We start from the raw sequence: 17,624 nt of genomic DNA, 5'->3' as shown, positions 1-17,624 counted from the left end.
AGATTTGAATGCGGCGATCAACATAAAGAATCGTGGGGCGCACGATCTAAAAGCTCAAATTATGTCCTCAATGAGGAGTCTTTGAGAAGCCTACACTTACTCGTTAGAGAAGTGTAGGTACGTCACAAGAGCGTTTATGTGGTGCGTATCGTTTTCTAGGGAAGAAAACTGTTGTATCTCACAAATTATTACATCAAGAAGAGAGATTCGACGAGAAGTTTCTTTGCCAGTACGATCAGGTAGGTAATGCTGTAGCACCTATTCTTGCTAAAGCGATCGCACTTCATCTTTAAGAGAAATTAGAGCTATGCCCAAAAGCGATAGGAACCCTTTAGTTCACGGCTCTAATCTTGAACAAGTCGATATATCCAGAAAGCAACTACAATTCATCAATTGTTACTAAACCGCCCTCGGTAAACTGTATGACAAGTTCATGCTCATCAAGTAAAGCAGTGCCTAGTAAAGGTCGCTTTCCTGTCGCAAGTACATTAACTAATCTTTCTTCGCCATTCCAAACAATAACAGCTTGATGTACTGGTATATCTACCCAACTATTATTAGCTAGATTTGCAGGTAGTTCATATAGTAAGGGTAAACCCAACAAAACAACTGCTTCCGGTGGTAAACAAAGGTAATCTGTAAAACCTGTGTCTATAACAAATTCAATAGTAAAATCTGGTATATTTTGCAGTCGAAATTCTACATTAATAGTTGCGTGTGCATCCTTGACAATACCGGAAATCACTATAAATCACGCTCCAGAAAACCACAGAAGGAAACAGCAACTTTATAACCAATACGAATACCATATAGTCGAGCAAATGGATGATTTTTACGTAATAGATGTGCCGATTCTAAGCCAGTTTTGTCAACTGCGTATTCACCTGTTTCTATATTAATAATCACCATTTTACCGATGTTTTCTTCTCGTTCCACTTGTTGACGAATGCTGTTTTCATATAGTTCTTTCGCACGTCGTGCAACTTCTTCGCGGCTTAAAAGTATGCTTTGCATGATTTTGTTCTTTTGTTACTACTGTGTACTAATTATACTATCAAGCTATAATGCAATGGGTTTTAGTTAGCAATATTTCAGAAATTTAACAGATATTAAACTATAAGCTAGGGTAGCACAGCTTACCCTTTCGACAATTTTTCCTTTGACTAGTTCAACTTTGCGATCTACCCAATCCATGCATCAATGTATTACCAATATCGACAATTGAAGTAGCTGAACGGTAATTGGTAAATATATCGAGTTTTTGCGAAGGCTGGAAAAATTGCGCGAAATTTTGATATTTATATTTAACTTCTTCTTTAAGGCGACTGACTTCTTTTTTATGCAGTAATCTCCAAAGGTTATTGTTATCGCCAATTGCTTTGACAAAGCTTTGAACGTTGTCAATCTGTAAACTGTTATCCATTTTCTGCCTGACTCTTACTCAACTGCTTGCAGCGACTTAAACGCTGCACTAAATCGTGTAACGGCTCTTGATTGCGCTAGAAATTGGTGTAGCACGGGCGAGGTGTTTGCACTTCGCCAAACAACTGCCAACTTGACATAGAGCGTTTGGTCTTCGAGCGGTTTGTAGACGACCCCTGCTCGTTGCAAATTCTGGAGTGAAGCTGGGACAAGCGCAACTCCTAATTCTGCTGCCACTAAGCTGACAATGGTTTGCATCTGAATTGCTTCCTGAGTTACTTGGGGAATAAATCCTGCTTGTTGACACAAACGGATAATCTGGTCGTAAAAGCCGCTTCCTAGATGACGTGGAGATAAAATGAAGGACTCCTCGGCGAGTGATGCTAATGACAGTTGTGTTTGAGTCGCAAGCGGGTGTGCTTCTGGCAATACAGCGACGAACGATTCTTGTAAAACCGTTTCCACGCTGAGTTCGTCATCGTTGATGGGCGGACAAATAAAGCCAAGCTGAATGCGATCGTCATGCAGTGCTTCAATTTGCTCGCTCGTGGTCATTTCATGCAGCATCAAACGAACATCAGGAAACTGACGGCGAAATGACCGCACGGCAGCAGGCAGCAGGCTACACGTGGCAGATCCAACAAATCCAATCGCTAAACAACCCACTTCACCTCGACTTGCACGTTGAGCGACCTCAATCGCTTGCTCAGATTGCACGAGAATTTGTCGTGCCTGCTGTAAGAAGGCAAGTCCAGCTTCAGTAAGTCGGACTGTTCGCTTTGTCCGATACAGCAACTCGACACCGAGTTCTTGTTCGAGTTGACGGATTTGTTGACTGAGTGGCGGTTGAGCGATTTGTAGTCGTTGCGCGGCGCGACCAAAATGAAGTTCCTCAGCTACAGTCACGAAGTAACGCAAGTGTCGAAGTTCCATTGCCAATTAATACGTTTTAAGTCTTAGTCTAAGACAAAAATCATATTGGACATATTTATTCAGGCTGCTTAATGTGGAAAGTAAGTTACAGAATTGCAGTTGCGCCGATCCTCGCATCTCATCGTTTTTGTATTGGAGAAAACAAATGAACTCAGACAAAAATCGTGTCGCTCCTAAAGTTTGGTTGATTACAGGATGTTCAACAGGGTTCGGACGGGCCCTAGCAGAAGCTGTGTTGAAGAAGGGCGACTCCCTGCTTGCTACTGCTCGCCAACCAGAGCAACTTCGCGCTTTGATTGAACACTATCCAGAAACCGCAAAGGCTGTACGTTTGGATGTAACACTGCCCCAACACATACAAGCAGCAGTTGATACCGCGATCGCCACCTTTGGTCGAATTGATGTACTGGTCAACAATGCGGGTCATGGACTCATTGCCGCACTCGAAGAAGTCAGTGATGTTGATATTCACCAATTTTTTGAAACCAACTTCTTTGGGGCACTCCGTCTGATGCGAACGGTCTTGCCTGTGATGCGTCAGCAAGGCAGCGGTCACATTGTGAATATGTCATCCACAGCAGGATTAGTGGGATTTGGTGGAAGCAGCCTCTACTGTGGCGCTAAATTTGCCCTGGAAGGTACGTCTGAAGCCCTGGCTAAGGAGGTTGAATCCTTTGGAGTTAAAGTTACTTTAATTGAACCTGGGGCATTTCGCACAGATTTTAACGGACGCTCTCTGGCAGCAGCAGAACTTTCCATTGATGCCTATGCGACCGTGAGCGGTGCTTCATTGCAGTGGTTCAAACAGATGGATGGTAAGCAACCTGGTAATCCACGATCAGCGGCGCAAGCCATCATTCAAGCTGTGGAAAGTCCTCATCCACCGATGCGACTGGCATTAGGCACCGATGCCATAAGCCTGATTCAGGAAAAACTGTCAGGGGTCAAAACGGATTTGGATGCTTGGCAGCAGGTTACTGTAAGTACGGATTATCCAGATAAGGAACAGTAAGGTAATAGTTGTGCCGCTTCGTTTTGGTTGGTCAAAGCGTAGTTTTGAGTCTACTGATGAGATGAAATTGGAGTAGCTGACCTAGACGTGGATTAAAGCTTCTCCTTTACATCTGTACAATAAATATGTATAATGCATACATTATTTTTGAACTAGTCTCTAACATTTCTAGGAGGACACATGAATATTGAATGGCAAAACCGCATTCAGGAGTATTGCGAGGCGTGGACGACTGATAGCGGTCATCCCAACTTCGAGCGTCTTGCAACGTTCTACGCAATGGATTCAGATGTTGTCATCTACGATTCTCTGCCCCCGCTTGAGGGGTTTGCCGGGTTTGCAGAAATGCGATCCATTTACCCAGGACTATCGCAGCTCAGCGTGTCTCCAAATCAGGACTTACAGATCAAGTTGCTGGCGGAAGGTCGGGTTGCTGTCACTGCCTTTACATCTCGGATGGCGTACACTTTTGAGGATGGCAATGAATTTGAGGTGAATGCCAGACATACAGATGTTTGGGAAAAGCGGAACAATCAGTGGCTCATTGTTCACGAGCATCCGTCAACGGTAATTAATCCAAGCAGAGTTGAGTGATTATATTGCTATGACTGAAGAACGAACTCTGAATCTTCTGGGTGCGCTGGCTTTAAGTGTGGTTGATGGGTTAAATGCTGTTGTCGAAGCGAGTGTTGGACATGGCGGTGAGACTCCTGCTGCTCTTGTCACGCTGGGCGCAGAACCCGGACTTTCCATTAATACACTACGCCAAGTTTTGAATCTCTCTCACCCTGGAACAGTTCGTCTGATCGACCGTTTAGAGACACAAGGATTGGTTGAGCGCAGAGCAGGTTCAGATGGGAGAACGCTGGCATTGTTTCTCACTGATGCAGGTCACGAACGACGACAGACAATTTTAACTGAGCGGCGACAGCAGTTACAGTTTGCAGTAACTTCTCTGACACCCGATGAATATGAGCAATTAACTCAGCTTTTGGAGAAGATGCTTACTGCAATGACAACTAATGAGTTACGGGCGTTTGCAATTTGTCGTTTGTGCGAGGAGGAAGTGTGCCCCAGCGAGTGCTGCCCAGTTGATCAGCAATACTGTCGGATGGTAAAAAAATAACATAGCACTCATAGTTCTGGTTCAACCATACATTATAGAGCAATACGGTTCAGTTAAGCAAATTTATCTGTTAAGGCAGGCAGGGGGAGCAGGGGAGGCAGAGGAAGCAGGGGGAGAAAAAAAGCTTAACTGAACTGTATTGCATTATAGAGTGCGCTGATTCCTAATTCTGGCGTGTCATCGTTGCCAGCCGCACAACAACCCGCTTGCACCCGACCGTTTGGGTAATCGGTTAAGTCCGAGAAGTTATCTGCGGCGGGTGAACGGGAACGTTGGGTAGCTAAGTTCTGAGCTAGTCATTAGACGGTGCATACGCCCACTAAAGTTCAGAATTTAAGTCAGGAGAAAGTTAAGTGATTCGACTTGACGATCAAGTAGCCCCTGGAGTGTTATATCTCGCTTCTCCAGAATGCCGAGAGTCTGGATTTATATTAAGGGCAAGCAACGGGCAATTCACAGCCCTGCGCTGCGTCGAGCGAAACAACGTAGATTATCCATTAAACCTCGCCGCTGTTGAGATTTCTACTGCGGAGGATTTGGCTACTCGCTGGAAGCAAATTGCTTCGGATATTGCGTTTTAAGGACTGGGCTTGTACTTCGAGATGATCTGTAAGGAAATAATCGAGGTTTTTGGTGGCAGAGCAGTTGAAAGGAGGTGTTGCATAATAGATTATCCGATCAATCTAACATGCGTCGTCCAACTTCTTCGCGGCTTAAAAGTATGGCTTGCACGTTCTTGCTCCTTGGTTCATGGCGCGTAAAATGATTCTACTACCAAGCTATACTGCAATCCAGTTGAGCTAAGGATAAAAACAAAGAACATTTTCATAATGTCGCTAGACTCAGCACCAGAAGTTTCGGCTATCTGTTAAAAGTAAGTATTAGTTTCACTGCTAACTTAACATTTCCTCAACAGTCAAACCAATGTCAGTTGCAATTTGTCGTAGCAATTTAGGTGAGATATCACGTCCCTTATGAAAAGGTACGGTTGTTCCTCGACCATCTTCGTGGCGAAACTGCTTATGCGAACCTTTCTGACGCACCTCTACAAACCCAAGGTTTTCTAGTATCCGAATAACCTCTTGTGGTTTCAAAATCGGGATCTTGCTCATAATTTACTGGATTACAATTTGTTGTGTACCAACAAACTCTGTATCGAATGCTAAATTTTCATCCTCCAGAAGCATCTCAATTACTTCACGCAGATTCTCTTGTAATTCATCCAATGTTTCTGCCTGGGAGTGTGCTCCAGGAAATCCGGGAACATAGCCAACATAAAGCTTTGTATCAGAATCTCGCTCAACAATTGCAGTGAAAGTTTTCATAGTTTTAGCATTTAAGCTATGTCAAATATTCACAGCATAGCACTTGCATTTGGGTAGAGTCACAACCCCGTCAGAATACATTTTTATATTTAATTTTTCACATTCCTTTAATAGAAAAATCAAGAATGTTAACTCTAGATATTTTTACAAAAAAAAACGGTAGAGCAATAAACACTCTACCCTTTTTTAATTTTCTATTTGAGACTTAAAATCCCAAACCCTAAATCTTACTCAACACCTTGGGGTAACAATTCCCGGCGCTGTTGAGAACTAACTTGCACAACGCCATTTTCATCCACATCAACAAGGGCTGTATCGCCATCCTTAATGCGACCAGACAGAATTTCTTCTGCTAGGCTATCTTCTAACAGGCGCATAATTGCCCGACGTAATGGCCTTGCGCCGTAGCTGGGACTGTAACCTTCAGTGATCAACCGATCCTTGAAGCGGTCTGTGACCTCTAAGGTAATACCCTTTTCAGTTAGACGACCAAATACTTCCTTGAGCATAATTTCGGCGATTTGGGTCACTTCAGGCTTGCTCAACTGACGGAAGACGATAATTTCATCGAGTCGGTTGAGGAACTCTGGACGGAAGTACTGCTTGAGTTCTTCGTTCACCAAAGAGCGAATCCGGTTGTAAGTTGACTCGCTGGCATCTTCGGAGAATTCAAAGCCGATACCGCTACCGCCTTTTTCAATTACCTTAGAACCAATATTGGAAGTTAAAATCAGCAAGGTGTTCTTGAAGTCCACCGTGCGACCTTTGGCATCAGTTAACCGTCCGTCTTCCAAAATTTGCAGCAACATGTTGAATACATCGGGGTGTGCTTTTTCGATTTCGTCGAACAACACCACGGTGTAAGGACGCCGCCGCACGGCTTCGGTCAGCTGACCACCTTCGTTATAACCAACATAACCTGGAGGGGAACCAATCAGTTTGCTGACGGTGTGCCGCTCCATGTATTCGGACATATCTAAGCGGATCATCGCTTCTTCGGAACCGAAGAAGTAAGCAGCCAAGGACTTTGCCAACTCGGTTTTACCTACACCAGTAGGCCCAGAGAAGACAAAGCTAGCTATGGGTCGATTGGGATTTTTCAAACCGACACGAGCGCGACGAATTGCTCGTGAAACTGCTCTCACAGCTTCGTCTTGACCAATTAAACGCTGATGCAAGGTGTCTTCCATGTGCAGCAGCTTTTCAGATTCAGATTCGGTGAGTTTGTTCACCGGTACCCCAGTCCAGGAAGCGACAATGTGGGCAATGTCTTCTTCTGTAACTACAGGTTCTTCACCTTCTGTGCCAGTTGCATTGGTCTTGCTTTGAGCGATCGCCCGAATTTCGGCTTTGATTTCCATCTCGCGATCGCGCAATTCTCCAGCTTTGTCAAAGTCTTGAGAGCGCACCGCGTCATCTTTTTCTTTTAATATCTGACGCAGTTCTTTGTCTAACTCTTTGGCTGCGGGTGGCAGTTGGGAGTTAATCAGGCGCACCCTAGAACCAGCTTCATCAACTAAGTCGATGGCTTTATCTGGGAGATAGCGATCGCTAATGTAACGGTCTGACAATTTCGCCGCCGCTACCAATGCTTCGTCGGAGATTTTCAGTTTGTGGTGTTGCTCGTAGCGTTCGCGCAGACCATATAAAATTTCAATTGTTTCATCAACTGTCGGTTCGCCAACCATCACTGGTTGGAAACGCCGCTCTAGCGCTGCATCTCGCTCGATGTGCTTCCGGTATTCATCTAGGGTTGTAGCACCGATGCACTGCAACTCACCCCTGGCCAAAGCTGGCTTGAGGATATTCGCTGCGTCAATAGCACCTTCTGCTGCACCCGCACCAATTAAGGTGTGTACCTCATCAATCACGAGAATGACATTACCCGCAGAGCGGATTTCATCCATGATTTTTTTCAAGCGTTCTTCAAATTCACCCCGGTACTTGGTTCCTGCTACGAGCAAACCAATATCCAGCGTGACGACGCGTTTATCTTCGAGGATGTCAGGGACATCTTTGGTGGCAATGCGTGAAGCTAAACCTTCAGCGATCGCAGTTTTACCAACCCCTGGTTCCCCAATCAGCACTGGGTTATTTTTAGTTCGGCGACCCAAAATCTGAATCACCCGCTCAATTTCTTTAGCGCGTCCCACCACTGGATCGAGCTTATTATCCATTGCCATCTGGGTCAGGTTTGAGCCAAATTCATCCAGAGTCGGGGTTTTTGTGCGCCCGGATGAACCGCCTGGTGAAACTTCGGCAGTTTCTCCCAACATGCGGATGACTTGGGTTCTTACCTTGGATAGATCCACACCGAGGTTTTCTAGCACCCTGGCTGCGACGCCTTCCCCTTCGCGGATTAGGCCCAACAGCAGATGCTCGGTGCCAATGTAGTTATGCCCCAGTTGGCGTGCTTCTTCCAAGGAGAGTTCTAAAACTCGCTTTGCCCGTGGCGTAAACGGAATTTCCACGGCAACAAAGCCTGATCCCCGTCCGATAATTTTTTCAACTTCAATTCGGGCATCTTTGAGATTGACGCCCATTGATTTCAGCACCTTGGCAGCCACTCCAGTGCCTTCGCCAATCAGACCCAGGAGGATCTGCTCGGTTCCGACAAAGTTGTGACCTAAACGGCGGGCCTCTTCTTGGGCCAGCATGATTACCTTAATGGCTTTTTCTGTGAAGCGCTCAAACATGGCTTTATCCCATCATCTGCGGTCGTGCCGGTATGCTGATTTTAGCACAGGCAAAGCTTTTGGATGCCTGTATAACAGATTATAGACATCCTGAAGCTATGACTTTAGTTGATGGGCTAATTGTTAACTATTGACTACTCTTATCTGGCTAGTGTACTGAGGAGCTTTAGTTCACCAGCCTTTTTGGGATTTATTACAAACAGTTCACTGCTTAGATTAAGGGTTTCTTGATTCAATCCCAAACATTTATATTTAACATATATATTTTTTAATATCAAGCAAAAATAATTAATATGCAATTTGCTTATATAATTTAGTTTTTAGATAAAATATTTGAATAAAAATAGGTGTGGCAAAGTTACATTTTTTTGCTGAAGCCGATCGCAAGCGCCAATAATTCAAAATTAATAATGCCCAACTAAGTAGGTAGGCACAAATAAACCTAACTATGTAAAAAAATGTAAAACGTTCAAAACCCTTGCGATTGCTTCACTTTGCTTTGCTCCGTTCGCAATGACATAGTTATAAATTTTCTCCCCTACCTACTTACTTAAAAAGCAAGTGCCAAGAGGATTTTTCGAGGCGATCGCTGACAATGGAATACCACTGGTCTAAAGTTGCTTTAAATTTGCGGTGTTGTAAATCTGGCAGCCAAAGGATTAAAGCATCCTCATCGTTATCTTGGTAGTAACGCCGCCGCCGCCCAGCTGTTTGAAAGCCAAATTTTTGATATAAAGATATTGCCGCCAAGTTGGAAGCTCGGACTTCGAGGGTAGCTCGCTCCATTTTGCGATCGCAAGCTGTCTTAATGAGTGAATATAGTAAAGCCGCACCCATTCCTTGACGGTGATATTGGGGATGAACCGCCAAAATTGTAATGTGGGCTTCATCTAAAATTGACCAAAAGCAACCCATTCCTAGCAAACTTGTGCTGGAGGAGGGAGAAAATAAACCGAGTATATCGCTGTTGGGACTATCCAATTCTCGTTTGTAGCCATCCATTGTCCAAAGTCCGCCAAAACAGGCTTGATCGAGTTCCAGAATAGCACTGAGATTTTCTAATGTCAGTAATTTAATTTCTAAGTCTAATGAGATCACATTTATTGAATAACGTTACAAACCCTTTGTACACTGGGAATCGGGAGACAAACTCAAAGCCCGTAATTTAAACAAGGAAAATTTTTATAGTTATGGTATCGACTCACCCCACTGGGGTTCAACATTCTGGAAGTCAATATTTACCTCAAAGGCACGACACCAAGGCAAATCCATCGCCTAATCAAGAACTTTTACCCTTGACTGCCAGAGTTCATAATCATGACTCCCTGCAAATTGGTGGGTGTGATGTCACAACCCTAGTTGAGCAGTTTGGTTCACCTTTATATATTTTAGATGAAGAAACCCTGCGTTCGGCTTGTCAGCAATACCGAGATAATTTCAAGCAATACTACAAGGGCGAATCTCAAGTATTGTACGCCTCAAAAGCTTGGAATTGTTTAGCAGTTTGTGCGATCGCGGCTTCTGTTGGTTTAGGAATCGATGTCGCATCAGGCGGTGAACTCTACACTGCGCTGCAAGCAGGCGTCAATCCTGAGAAAATCTATCTTCATAGCAACAATAAATCTCGTGAAGAACTGATTTTTGCTACAGAAGTCGGCTGCACTATTGTCGTGGATAACTGGCACGAGTTACGCACTTTAGTAGAAATTGTCAAAACGGCAAATTCCCCCTCCGTACAGCCTCGATTCTTGTTGCGCTTGACTCCGGGTATTGAATGTCACACACATGAATATATTCGCACGGGGCAACTAGATAGTAAATTTGGCTTTGATCCGAATGAGTTAGGGGAATTATTTACTTTTGTCAGTAAACAATCTGTCATTAACTGCGTAGGGTTACATGCTCATATCGGCTCCCAAATTTTTGAGCGCCAACCGCATCGAGATTTAGCGGCTCTGATGGTACAGTGGTTACGTGATGCGGCGAAGTATGGTTTACATTTGACAGAGTTAAATGTCGGTGGTGGTTTAGGGATTAAGTATATAGAATCAGACGATCCCCCCAGCATTGAAGAGTGGGTGAAGCCGATTTGTGAAGTAATCCAAGAAGCTTGTGCAGCCGAAAATCTGCCTTTGCCAAAATTACTGTGTGAACCAGGGCGATCGCTAATTGCCACAGCTTGCGTCACTGCTTATACTATTGGTTCATCCAAAGTTATCCCAGAAATTCGTACCTACGTAGCGATCGATGGGGGAATGTCTGATAATCCCCGCCCGATTACTTACCAATCAGTTTATCGGGCAGTAGTTGCCAATAAAATGTCTTCACCTTTAACCCAAACAGTCACAATTGCTGGTAAACATTGTGAATCAGGAGATATTCTGATTAAGAATGCACTACTTCCAAAGACTGAACCAGGAGATATTCTCGTAGTTATGGGAACTGGTGCGTACAATTACAGTATGGCATCTAACTACAACCGCTTGCCCCGATCGGCAGCAGTTGTGGTGGCGAATGGCGAAGCAAATTTAATTTTGCAACGTGAAACTTATCAAGACTTAATTCGACAAGATCGCCTACCAGAAAGGCTGAAAAGACAAGAGTTAGGAGTTAAAAGTTAGAAGTTAGGAGTTGTGAATTTTAAGTTATGAGTTAGGAGTTGTCAATTAAAGTTTTTTTCATAACTCCTAACTCCTAAATGTAATTAGAGGCAAAAGTGTAATCCAGATGTCATGAGAGATTGGTGGACGCAATGGCTGATAAACCTGGGATGGTCACAGTCCTTGCTACTTGGGACTCTGGATATTGTGTTAGTGTTGGCGCTGACGTACATGATACTAGTTATTATTAGTGAGCGCCGGACACTGTGGATGGTGAGGGGATTCATTATCTTAATGCTAGCCTCAGCACTAAGTGGCAGATTAGGACTACCTCTGCTAAGTTTTGTATTGGAAAAGTTGGTAATTGGTTGTGCTGTAGCGATGGCAGTTGCTTTACAGTCAGAGTTTCGGCGGTTTTTGGAGCAATTAGGGCGTGGCGAATTCCGCCAGCTGTTTCAACCCGACCGGCTGGCAATCCCCAAATCTGATAGTGTAATTGATGAAATTGTTGAGGCTGTTAAAGAATTGTCAAAAAACCGTATTGGAGCTTTACTAATTGTGGAAACCACAGGGCCAATTGATGAGCGAGATTTTTCTGTGCCAGGAGTAAAGCTAAATGCGGAGGTTTCTAAAGAACTGATCCAAACAATTTTTCAGCCAAAAACTTTGTTACACGATGGGGCAACATTAATTCGCGGATCGCGGATCATCTCATCGGGTATAATTTTACCACTATCGGGACGCACAGCCTCGCGCCAGTTAGGAACACGCCACCGGGCGGCAATGGGAATTACTGAGCGGGTCGAAAATTGCATTTGTGTCGTTGTATCTGAAGAAACGGGTTCCATTTCCTTAGCGGAACGGGGAACCCTAAATAGACCCCTGACGATTAGGAAGCTGAAAGAGTCATTAGAGGCTCTTTTGTCCCCAATCGTGGATAGGGAAGCTGTAGCTCCTGGTCTGTTGAGTTTTGTTCGTCAGATAGGTGGGAAGACACGAGCACTGGTTTCACGTTTACTCAGATTACCATCGACCGCTTCTCGAGATAAAAAATGACAGCACAACAAACTAAACTGCAAGATTTGCCTACTGACTTAAAACGAGAACTATTGCCGCAGCACGTTGCGGTGATTATGGATGGCAATGGTCGATGGGCTAAACGTCAGGGTTTACCTCGGATTATGGGCCATAAGCGAGGAGTAGATGCTCTCAAGGATTTACTTCGCTGTTGTCAGGATTGGGGAATTCAGGCGCTGACGGCTTATGCTTTTTCAACGGAGAACTGGAAAAGACCACAGGAAGAGGTGGATTTTTTGATGACTCTGTTTCAAAGAGTTTTGCGCCAAGAACTGCGGGAAATGGTCGAAGAGAATGTGCAAATTAAGTTTGTGGGAAATTTGCAGGCCCTGCCACAATCGCTCCAACAAGAAATATACCGTTCAATGGAAGCAACAAAAGATAATGGTGGTATCCGGTTTTCAGTAGCAACTAATTATGGCGGACGGCAAGAGATTTTACAAGCTTGTCAGGCGATCGCAAAACAAGTCCAGCAAGGTCTGCTACAACCCGATGAAATTAATGAACAGGTATTTGAGAGCCACTTATACACAGCCGGAATTACTGACCCAGATTTGTTAATTCGCACAAGTGGAGAAATGCGCCTCTCAAATTTCCTTCTCTGGCAAATGGCTTATGGAGAAATTTACATCACTGATGCTCTCTGGCCCGATTTTGACCGGGCTGAATTTCACCGCGCCTTGTGTGCCTACCAGCAACGGGAGCGGCGATTTGGGAAAGTCTAAAATAATACAATTTTAAGTATGTAGGATGCGTTAACGAAGCGACAAGATTGGCGATCGCACTACAATTTAATAAACTCAATGATGGCTATTGATATGGTATCGATTCCTATCACCCTGGAACAACTCATTACGGCTGTGCAACAGTTGCAACCAGAGGAACGGGCAGAGGTTGCCAGAGCCTTGATTTTAGTGGATTTACGTTCAGATTTGAGGGCTTTAATTCAAGAACTTTATGCTCAACCCCCGGTTGATGACATTACAGACGATAATATCATGGCTGAAATTAAGGCTGTGCGCCAGCAATCTCACCAAACATGACGTTTCGAGTGGTCATCGACACTAACATTTGGATTCGTATTTTGCTCAAAGGGCGAGTTACATTGCCCATATTGGAAGCATTTAATGAGGACAAATTTTAGTTGGTGATGAGTCAACCTTTAATCGAAGAACTCCATCTAGTTTGGAATCGCCCCCGGTTAAGAGAACGGATTAACCCAAGTATTGCTAATCAACTTGAACAGCAGTTCCAATACCGAGCAATATGGATTGAGTTAGAAACGGTTCCACCTAATTGTCGAGATCCCAAAGATTTAGCTGTGCTTGCTACGGCTATTGATGGCCAAGCGGAGATTATTGTGTCTGGGGATGATGATTTACGTGCTGATGATGAGTTGAGGGCGGTAATGGAAACTTATGGCATCCGATTGCTGGGTGTTAATTCTTTTTTGAACGTGATTGCAGTTTGATTTCCGTACCCTTTTTACGTGAACTGTACTCAGCACTTCATCTATGGCCCAGAAAACACGGCTTGTTCTACATCATCCCGACTGAGAGAATACTTGAATGAACGTTGAATATCTTGCCCATTTTCCCCAGATTGGACATATCGCACTACGATTTGCTCAACATCGAGCCATAGTTCAGCTTTCCAACTAGGGCGCTGTACATGCCAGCAATGCCTCTGTGTGTCGTCTTGTTGACAGCCTTGGTCTTTTAACCACTGTTCAATTTGTGGTAGAGGATGATTATATAGAGGGGTATCAGAGGGAAGAAGAGGCATAGGAATTTTGGATTTTTGATTAGGAAATTTTTTAGTTTTTAATTACTATAAGGGTAATTAGTTGAGACAGATGGGTAATTTGCTGTTGTACAGATGGAGTTCGCTGTAGCAAAGGCGTTTGGAAAGCAGCCTCACCACGAGTTAAGCCAATAGCAACTGCTAGTAGCAGACAACCTACAAATGTTAACACCAGCATAAATAAAGCAAAGATTTCGCCAGATGATAGGGGGCGATCGCTCGCATCGAGGTAAGCTGATTTTGACCAGTCATGAGAACGCGATCCGGGACGGTTCAAGTCAGGAGGTGGTTGAATCACCGCAAAGCGAGAATAGCCAATTTTTGAATCGTAGCTTAGTCGCCGTTCTGGATGGCTAAGGGTGGCGTAGGCTTCGTTGATTTGCTGAAATTTGAGAGTGGCGATCGCAGTAGGCAAGTCTGTAGTATCAGGATGATAGCGTTTGCTCAGTTGCCGATAAGCGCGACGAATGTCAATTACCGATGCCGAGGGATGCAGTCCTAGCAGGGAGTAATAAGTTGGTTTACTGCTTTGTGGCATTGCCCCGTTGTGATTCACGGCTGTTTGAGTCACCTTGCAATCAAGTTTTTTCTAATATTGTAAACCTCTGCCCATTCCACAGAGGAAAAAATGGCTGATGAGATTCTGGCATCATGCCCAAGCCTTTTATAGGTGAGGACTTGAATGGTTGTATTTATATACTGTACAATAGTATTCAGAGGGGCGAACGTCGGCTTCATGCCGTGTGTCCGAGTAGAAATTCTACTTAGACCTAGCCCCTTTTAGCTTTTCAAGAGTTAATATATTGCGATCGCCATACCACTCTCCATAAGGTTTGTTGCGATTATCGTCCAAGTCCATAATCAGTCTATATTTCTTGGCAAGGGGCAGAAAAAACTGGTCATCGTCGCGTTCATAGCATCGCTGTACAGCCCACAGGTAATAGTCGATGACTTGTAAACCAGCAACCTCAGATGGATAAGTAGGCTCAATAATAATCGAACTATTTGAACTAATTTTCCATTGAGACTCAAAGTTTTTCTGAGCTTGGTTGATGGCTTGTTCTAGTGCTTCTTCGCGTACTGCCTTACCGCGTCTAGCAATAGCAATATGGATAACATCTGCTTTATGCAACAGATTTTTGAACACCCGTGTTATAAGATCGTCATAAATTGCGTTTTGCTGAAGCTTTGTACCTAAGCTCTTAAAGTTTGCTTTTGCTGATTCTGCCATATCAGCTTTACTCCGAATTGCAATGAGAACTTTGATATCGAAAGACTGCATCAGTTCAAAAACCTTTTCACGAATTTCGGGATGGTCGTCCTTAGCGTGAAAGGTAATCGCAGTCTTTTTCGCTTCAGGTTGCATCGAGGGAATATTTTTGAAGCGAGGATGAGTCATCAAGCTTGCGCGGAGTGCATTCAGTTCCCAGGTAACTTGTTCTGGATCAGAAATTTGAGCAACACCAACCATGAAAAATTTAGATGCTCCAGGTTGACCTACGATGATACGTCCCTTTTTATCGAAGAATGTAAGATCACCTGCTTCGTCAACAAAGTAATGACGAAATTTAATTTCTGCTGACATGCACTGGAAGATAAGGTAGATTTGACCTATTTTACGTCAACCTGAGATAATAGCCTTGAAGGTACTATCAAAGTTGTTGCAGCTAATAAAATCCAAGTACCGAAAATAGGCACTCTCAAGACTTATGAACGATTGCCACAATTCAATCCAAAATCAGTATCAATCTCTCGAATTGCAAATAAGTGGTTTATTAGCTTTAGATTTGAGGTTGAGCCGCAAGAATCCAAGTCAACAACTATTATCGGTGTTGACTTGGGAGTTAAAACGCTAGCTACACTTTCTAGTGGTGAAGTATTTATTGGTGCGAAGTCGTACAATCGGTATGAAGCAAAACTTTCTAGAATCCAATGGTTGAATCGTCACAAATTTATTGGTTCCGCCAATTGGAAAAAAGCACAAGAACATATTGCTAAACTCCACAGAAAGATAGCTAATATCCGCTCATACTCCTTGCATAAACTCACAACTTATCTGAGCAAGAACCACGCACAGATAGTAATTGAGTACCTAAGTGTGTCCGGGATGATGGCTAATCATAAATTGGCCAAGGCTATCGCTGATATGGGATTTTATGAGTTTCGCCGCCAGTTGACTTATAAATGCGATCTGTACGGTTCTAAGCTTATAGTCGCTGATAGATGGTTCCCAAGTAGTAAAACTTGCTCAAACTGTGGAACCAAAAAATATTCACTTTCCTTAAGTGAGAGAGTGTTTAACTGCGATCATTGCGGTTTCGTGATTGATCGTGATCTCAATGCCGCAGTGAATTGTGTCTTGAGTCGCCAGTTAGGTGATGTTAGCCTATGGACTGGTGAGTGCCGACACTGCCAGGTTGAAGTAGGAAGTAAACACCAAAGCTATCTATAATCTTCTCATAAGAGATTGGTTTAGAGAACTTTGGATAAGTTTTATATAATAACGGATAAGTACCTTAATTACCTATGTGAGTTATGGGTTGATACACCACTTCATCCCTAACTCAGTAAATCAGCACGGGGTTTAAAGGTTTCAATTTCTCGTAACTTTTCGTACAGTTCCCGTTCTTCTTGACTAATATTTTTCGGGGTAACTATTTGAATTTCCACTAATTGATCGCCACGTTTGCCATCATCGCTGGGGTAGCCTTTATTCCCTAGCCGGAATTTTTGACCAGACCTAACTCCTTGAGGGATGGTCATTTTTACAGGGCCATCGAGAGTTGGTGCTTCTACCTGTCCTCCTAAAACTGCCTCAGTGGGAGTAACTGGTACTTGGCAGAGGATATTTAAACCATCTAACTTAAATAATGGATGAGGATTAACGGTAATTTTTAAGTATAAGTCGCCACCACCAACGCCTTGGTTCCGCAAACGGATGGTTTGACCTGTTACCATACCTGGAGGCATACTAACTTCTAGCGATCGCCCATCTTCCAAACGAATGCGTTCATTACCACCTTGATAAGCTTTTTCTAGTGGGAGCGTTAATCTGGCTTCTATATCTCGACGGGTAGTGCGAGGTGGGGTGGTAACTGTGTAGGCAACTTTTGTTCTGGGGGAACGAAACGGATCGCTAGTATTGCCATTATTGGACTTACTTGCCGTATTTTTATTTTTGACGCCGATAACTTGATTAATAAAGCTTTCAAAATCAGAGAATTGGCTTGGGTCTACGTCCTGATTGCCGTTGCGATCGCTAGCACCAGTCTGCCAGGTTTTAGCCTTTGGTGTTTGTTTGTTGCCCGCAAAGCCTTTTTGCTTCCAGTAGCGGCTAAACTGGTCGTACTGCGATCGCTTGGCTGAGTCTGAAAGGACTTCATAAGCCTCGCCAATATCCTTGAATTTTTCCTCAGATTCTTTGTTACCCGGATTGAGATCGGGGTGATATTGCCTTGCTAAACGCCGATAAACCTTTTTAATTTCCTCACCAGAGGCGTCTTTAGATACTCCTAAAATCTCGTAGTAATCGCGGAAATTCGGCAAATTTTGCATAGTTCAGTTATTTAAATTTTAGATTTTAGATTTTGAATTAATTAGGAGACGCGATTAATCGCGTACAAGAGTGAG

General features: G+C 43.8%; 22 protein-coding genes. 10 read left to right on the top strand and 12 right to left on the bottom strand.

Annotated elements, in window-relative coordinates:
• Nucleotides 1-379: 379 nt before the first annotated feature.
• The 4 genes from LC586_RS18815 to LC586_RS18800 all read right to left on the bottom strand — a co-directional run bounded on the left by LC586_RS18815 (nucleotide 380) and on the right by LC586_RS18800 (nucleotide 2,355).
• A complete protein-coding gene (locus LC586_RS18815; RefSeq protein WP_229486246.1) occupies nucleotides 380-745 on the bottom strand; it encodes a clan AA aspartic protease in 366 nt (121 codons plus the stop codon).
• Entirely contained in the window at nucleotides 745-1,014 is a 270-nt protein-coding gene (locus tag LC586_RS18810) for a hypothetical protein (protein WP_229486245.1), read from the bottom strand. The genes LC586_RS18815 and LC586_RS18810 overlap by 1 nt, the downstream gene beginning before the upstream one ends.
• Before the next feature lie 154 nt (nucleotides 1,015-1,168).
• Nucleotides 1,169-1,423 (bottom strand): hypothetical protein, encoded by a 255-nt coding sequence (locus tag LC586_RS18805; protein ID WP_229486244.1) that lies wholly within the window; start codon nucleotides 1,421-1,423, stop codon nucleotides 1,169-1,171.
• A gap of 14 nt (nucleotides 1,424-1,437) precedes the next feature.
• Entirely contained in the window at nucleotides 1,438-2,355 is a 918-nt protein-coding gene (locus LC586_RS18800) for a LysR family transcriptional regulator (protein ID WP_229486243.1), read from the bottom strand.
• A 145-nt stretch (nucleotides 2,356-2,500) separates the two neighbouring features.
• Between LC586_RS18800 and LC586_RS18795 the strand changes: the two genes are divergently transcribed.
• From LC586_RS18795 to LC586_RS18780, 4 genes are all read left to right on the top strand, one after another.
• On the top strand, nucleotides 2,501-3,367 hold the full coding sequence (locus LC586_RS18795; protein WP_229486242.1) for an oxidoreductase: 867 nt from the start codon (nucleotides 2,501-2,503) through the stop codon (nucleotides 3,365-3,367).
• Nucleotides 3,368-3,547: 180 nt separating this feature from the next.
• Complete coding sequence (locus LC586_RS18790; protein WP_229486241.1) at nucleotides 3,548-3,961, top strand: YybH family protein; 414 nt, start codon at nucleotides 3,548-3,550, stop codon at nucleotides 3,959-3,961.
• A 10-nt stretch (nucleotides 3,962-3,971) separates the two neighbouring features.
• Nucleotides 3,972-4,493, top strand: a complete 522-nt coding sequence (locus tag LC586_RS18785; RefSeq protein ID WP_229486240.1) for a MarR family winged helix-turn-helix transcriptional regulator — start codon at nucleotides 3,972-3,974, stop codon at nucleotides 4,491-4,493.
• 353 nt (nucleotides 4,494-4,846) lie between these two features.
• The gene (locus LC586_RS18780) at nucleotides 4,847-5,074 is read left to right on the top strand and encodes a hypothetical protein (protein ID WP_229486239.1); all 228 of its coding nucleotides are present in this window, start codon (nucleotides 4,847-4,849) and stop codon (nucleotides 5,072-5,074) included.
• A gap of 312 nt (nucleotides 5,075-5,386) precedes the next feature.
• On the opposite strand, the gene LC586_RS18775 is transcribed toward LC586_RS18780, so the two are convergent.
• The 4 genes from LC586_RS18775 to rimI all read right to left on the bottom strand — a co-directional run bounded on the left by LC586_RS18775 (nucleotide 5,387) and on the right by rimI (nucleotide 9,612).
• The gene (locus LC586_RS18775; RefSeq protein WP_229486238.1) at nucleotides 5,387-5,605 is read right to left on the bottom strand and encodes a type II toxin-antitoxin system HicA family toxin; all 219 of its coding nucleotides are present in this window, start codon (nucleotides 5,603-5,605) and stop codon (nucleotides 5,387-5,389) included.
• A 3-nt stretch (nucleotides 5,606-5,608) separates the two neighbouring features.
• Complete coding sequence (locus tag LC586_RS18770; protein WP_196521206.1) at nucleotides 5,609-5,818, bottom strand: type II toxin-antitoxin system HicB family antitoxin; 210 nt, start codon at nucleotides 5,816-5,818, stop codon at nucleotides 5,609-5,611.
• 227 nt (nucleotides 5,819-6,045) lie between these two features.
• Nucleotides 6,046-8,514, bottom strand: coding sequence for an ATP-dependent Clp protease ATP-binding subunit (locus tag LC586_RS18765; RefSeq protein ID WP_229486237.1), 2,469 nt, complete (start codon nucleotides 8,512-8,514; stop codon nucleotides 6,046-6,048).
• A 546-nt stretch (nucleotides 8,515-9,060) separates the two neighbouring features.
• A complete protein-coding gene (gene rimI, locus LC586_RS18760; protein WP_229486236.1) occupies nucleotides 9,061-9,612 on the bottom strand; it encodes a ribosomal protein S18-alanine N-acetyltransferase in 552 nt (183 codons plus the stop codon).
• Between the two features lie 92 nt (nucleotides 9,613-9,704).
• On the opposite strand from rimI, the gene lysA reads away from it, so the two are divergent.
• The 5 genes from lysA (at nucleotide 9,705) to LC586_RS18735 (ending at nucleotide 13,662) form a co-directional block, all read left to right on the top strand.
• Nucleotides 9,705-11,135: a diaminopimelate decarboxylase gene (gene lysA / locus LC586_RS18755; protein ID WP_229486235.1), complete on the top strand. Its 1,431-nt coding sequence runs from the start codon at nucleotides 9,705-9,707 to the stop codon at nucleotides 11,133-11,135.
• Nucleotides 11,136-11,246: 111 nt separating this feature from the next.
• A complete protein-coding gene (gene cdaA, locus LC586_RS18750; protein WP_229486234.1) occupies nucleotides 11,247-12,170 on the top strand; it encodes a diadenylate cyclase CdaA in 924 nt (307 codons plus the stop codon).
• Complete coding sequence (uppS, locus tag LC586_RS18745; protein WP_229486233.1) at nucleotides 12,167-12,916, top strand: undecaprenyl pyrophosphate synthase; 750 nt, start codon at nucleotides 12,167-12,169, stop codon at nucleotides 12,914-12,916. Before cdaA ends, uppS begins: the two co-directional genes overlap by 4 nt.
• A 78-nt stretch (nucleotides 12,917-12,994) precedes the next feature.
• Nucleotides 12,995-13,234, top strand: a complete 240-nt coding sequence (locus tag LC586_RS18740) for a hypothetical protein (RefSeq protein ID WP_100898767.1) — start codon at nucleotides 12,995-12,997, stop codon at nucleotides 13,232-13,234.
• Nucleotides 13,235-13,341: 107 nt separating this feature from the next.
• Nucleotides 13,342-13,662 carry a putative toxin-antitoxin system toxin component, PIN family gene (locus LC586_RS18735; protein WP_229486232.1) on the top strand — a complete coding sequence of 107 codons (321 nt, stop codon included), beginning with the start codon at nucleotides 13,342-13,344 and terminating at the stop codon, nucleotides 13,660-13,662.
• A gap of 41 nt (nucleotides 13,663-13,703) precedes the next feature.
• On the opposite strand, the gene LC586_RS18730 is transcribed toward LC586_RS18735, so the two are convergent.
• The 3 genes from LC586_RS18730 to LC586_RS18720 all read right to left on the bottom strand — a co-directional run bounded on the left by LC586_RS18730 (nucleotide 13,704) and on the right by LC586_RS18720 (nucleotide 15,579).
• The gene (locus LC586_RS18730; RefSeq protein WP_069071493.1) at nucleotides 13,704-13,976 is read right to left on the bottom strand and encodes a DUF3143 domain-containing protein; all 273 of its coding nucleotides are present in this window, start codon (nucleotides 13,974-13,976) and stop codon (nucleotides 13,704-13,706) included.
• Nucleotides 13,977-14,007: 31 nt separating this feature from the next.
• On the bottom strand, nucleotides 14,008-14,532 hold the full coding sequence (locus LC586_RS18725; RefSeq protein ID WP_229486254.1) for a J domain-containing protein: 525 nt from the start codon (nucleotides 14,530-14,532) through the stop codon (nucleotides 14,008-14,010).
• Nucleotides 14,533-14,754: 222 nt separating this feature from the next.
• Nucleotides 14,755-15,579, bottom strand: a complete 825-nt coding sequence (locus LC586_RS18720; RefSeq protein ID WP_229486231.1) for a DUF3800 domain-containing protein — start codon at nucleotides 15,577-15,579, stop codon at nucleotides 14,755-14,757.
• 66 nt (nucleotides 15,580-15,645) lie between these two features.
• Here LC586_RS18720 and LC586_RS18715 point away from each other — a divergent pair, with 66 nt between their 5' ends.
• Entirely contained in the window at nucleotides 15,646-16,446 is an 801-nt protein-coding gene (locus LC586_RS18715) for an RNA-guided endonuclease InsQ/TnpB family protein (RefSeq protein ID WP_438822914.1), read from the top strand.
• A 107-nt stretch (nucleotides 16,447-16,553) separates the two neighbouring features.
• Here LC586_RS18715 and LC586_RS18710 read toward each other — a convergent pair whose 3' ends face one another.
• Entirely contained in the window at nucleotides 16,554-17,549 is a 996-nt protein-coding gene (locus LC586_RS18710; protein WP_229486229.1) for a DnaJ C-terminal domain-containing protein, read from the bottom strand.
• Between the last annotated feature and the right edge of the window lie 75 nt (nucleotides 17,550-17,624).

The sequence above is a fragment of the Nostoc favosum CHAB5714 genome, assembly GCF_020829495.1.
GTDB classification, from domain to species: domain Bacteria; phylum Cyanobacteriota; class Cyanobacteriia; order Cyanobacteriales; family Nostocaceae; genus Nostoc; species Nostoc favosum.
The sequence above is the reverse complement of the archived record's forward strand: the minus strand, read 5'-3'. Positions and strand labels throughout refer to the sequence as shown.

What these genes read in the sequence shown, in the direction of transcription:
- LC586_RS18810 (WP_229486245.1), bottom strand. Translation starts at nt 1,014, where the DNA reads ATGCAAAGCATACTTTTAAGCCGCGAAGAAGTTGCACGACGTGCGAAA.
- LC586_RS18805 (WP_229486244.1), bottom strand. Translation starts at nt 1,423, where the DNA reads ATGGATAACAGTTTACAGATTGACAACGTTCAAAGCTTTGTCAAAGCA.
- LC586_RS18800 (WP_229486243.1), bottom strand. Translation starts at nt 2,355, where the DNA reads ATGGAACTTCGACACTTGCGTTACTTCGTGACTGTAGCTGAGGAACTT.
- LC586_RS18795 (WP_229486242.1), top strand. Translation starts at nt 2,501, where the DNA reads ATGAACTCAGACAAAAATCGTGTCGCTCCTAAAGTTTGGTTGATTACA.
- LC586_RS18790 (WP_229486241.1), top strand. Translation starts at nt 3,548, where the DNA reads ATGAATATTGAATGGCAAAACCGCATTCAGGAGTATTGCGAGGCGTGG.
- LC586_RS18785 (WP_229486240.1), top strand. Translation starts at nt 3,972, where the DNA reads ATGACTGAAGAACGAACTCTGAATCTTCTGGGTGCGCTGGCTTTAAGT.
- LC586_RS18775 (WP_229486238.1), bottom strand. Translation starts at nt 5,605, where the DNA reads ATGAGCAAGATCCCGATTTTGAAACCACAAGAGGTTATTCGGATACTA.
- LC586_RS18770 (WP_196521206.1), bottom strand. Translation starts at nt 5,818, where the DNA reads ATGAAAACTTTCACTGCAATTGTTGAGCGAGATTCTGATACAAAGCTT.
- LC586_RS18765 (WP_229486237.1), bottom strand. Translation starts at nt 8,514, where the DNA reads ATGTTTGAGCGCTTCACAGAAAAAGCCATTAAGGTAATCATGCTGGCC.
- lysA (WP_229486235.1), top strand. Translation starts at nt 9,705, where the DNA reads ATGGTATCGACTCACCCCACTGGGGTTCAACATTCTGGAAGTCAATAT.
- cdaA (WP_229486234.1), top strand. Translation starts at nt 11,247, where the DNA reads ATGAGAGATTGGTGGACGCAATGGCTGATAAACCTGGGATGGTCACAG.
- uppS (WP_229486233.1), top strand. Translation starts at nt 12,167, where the DNA reads ATGACAGCACAACAAACTAAACTGCAAGATTTGCCTACTGACTTAAAA.
- LC586_RS18740 (WP_100898767.1), top strand. Translation starts at nt 12,995, where the DNA reads ATGATGGCTATTGATATGGTATCGATTCCTATCACCCTGGAACAACTC.
- LC586_RS18735 (WP_229486232.1), top strand. Translation starts at nt 13,342, where the DNA reads ATGAGTCAACCTTTAATCGAAGAACTCCATCTAGTTTGGAATCGCCCC.
- LC586_RS18730 (WP_069071493.1), bottom strand. Translation starts at nt 13,976, where the DNA reads ATGCCTCTTCTTCCCTCTGATACCCCTCTATATAATCATCCTCTACCA.
- LC586_RS18725 (WP_229486254.1), bottom strand. Translation starts at nt 14,532, where the DNA reads ATGCCACAAAGCAGTAAACCAACTTATTACTCCCTGCTAGGACTGCAT.
- LC586_RS18720 (WP_229486231.1), bottom strand. Translation starts at nt 15,579, where the DNA reads ATGTCAGCAGAAATTAAATTTCGTCATTACTTTGTTGACGAAGCAGGT.
- LC586_RS18710 (WP_229486229.1), bottom strand. Translation starts at nt 17,549, where the DNA reads ATGCAAAATTTGCCGAATTTCCGCGATTACTACGAGATTTTAGGAGTA.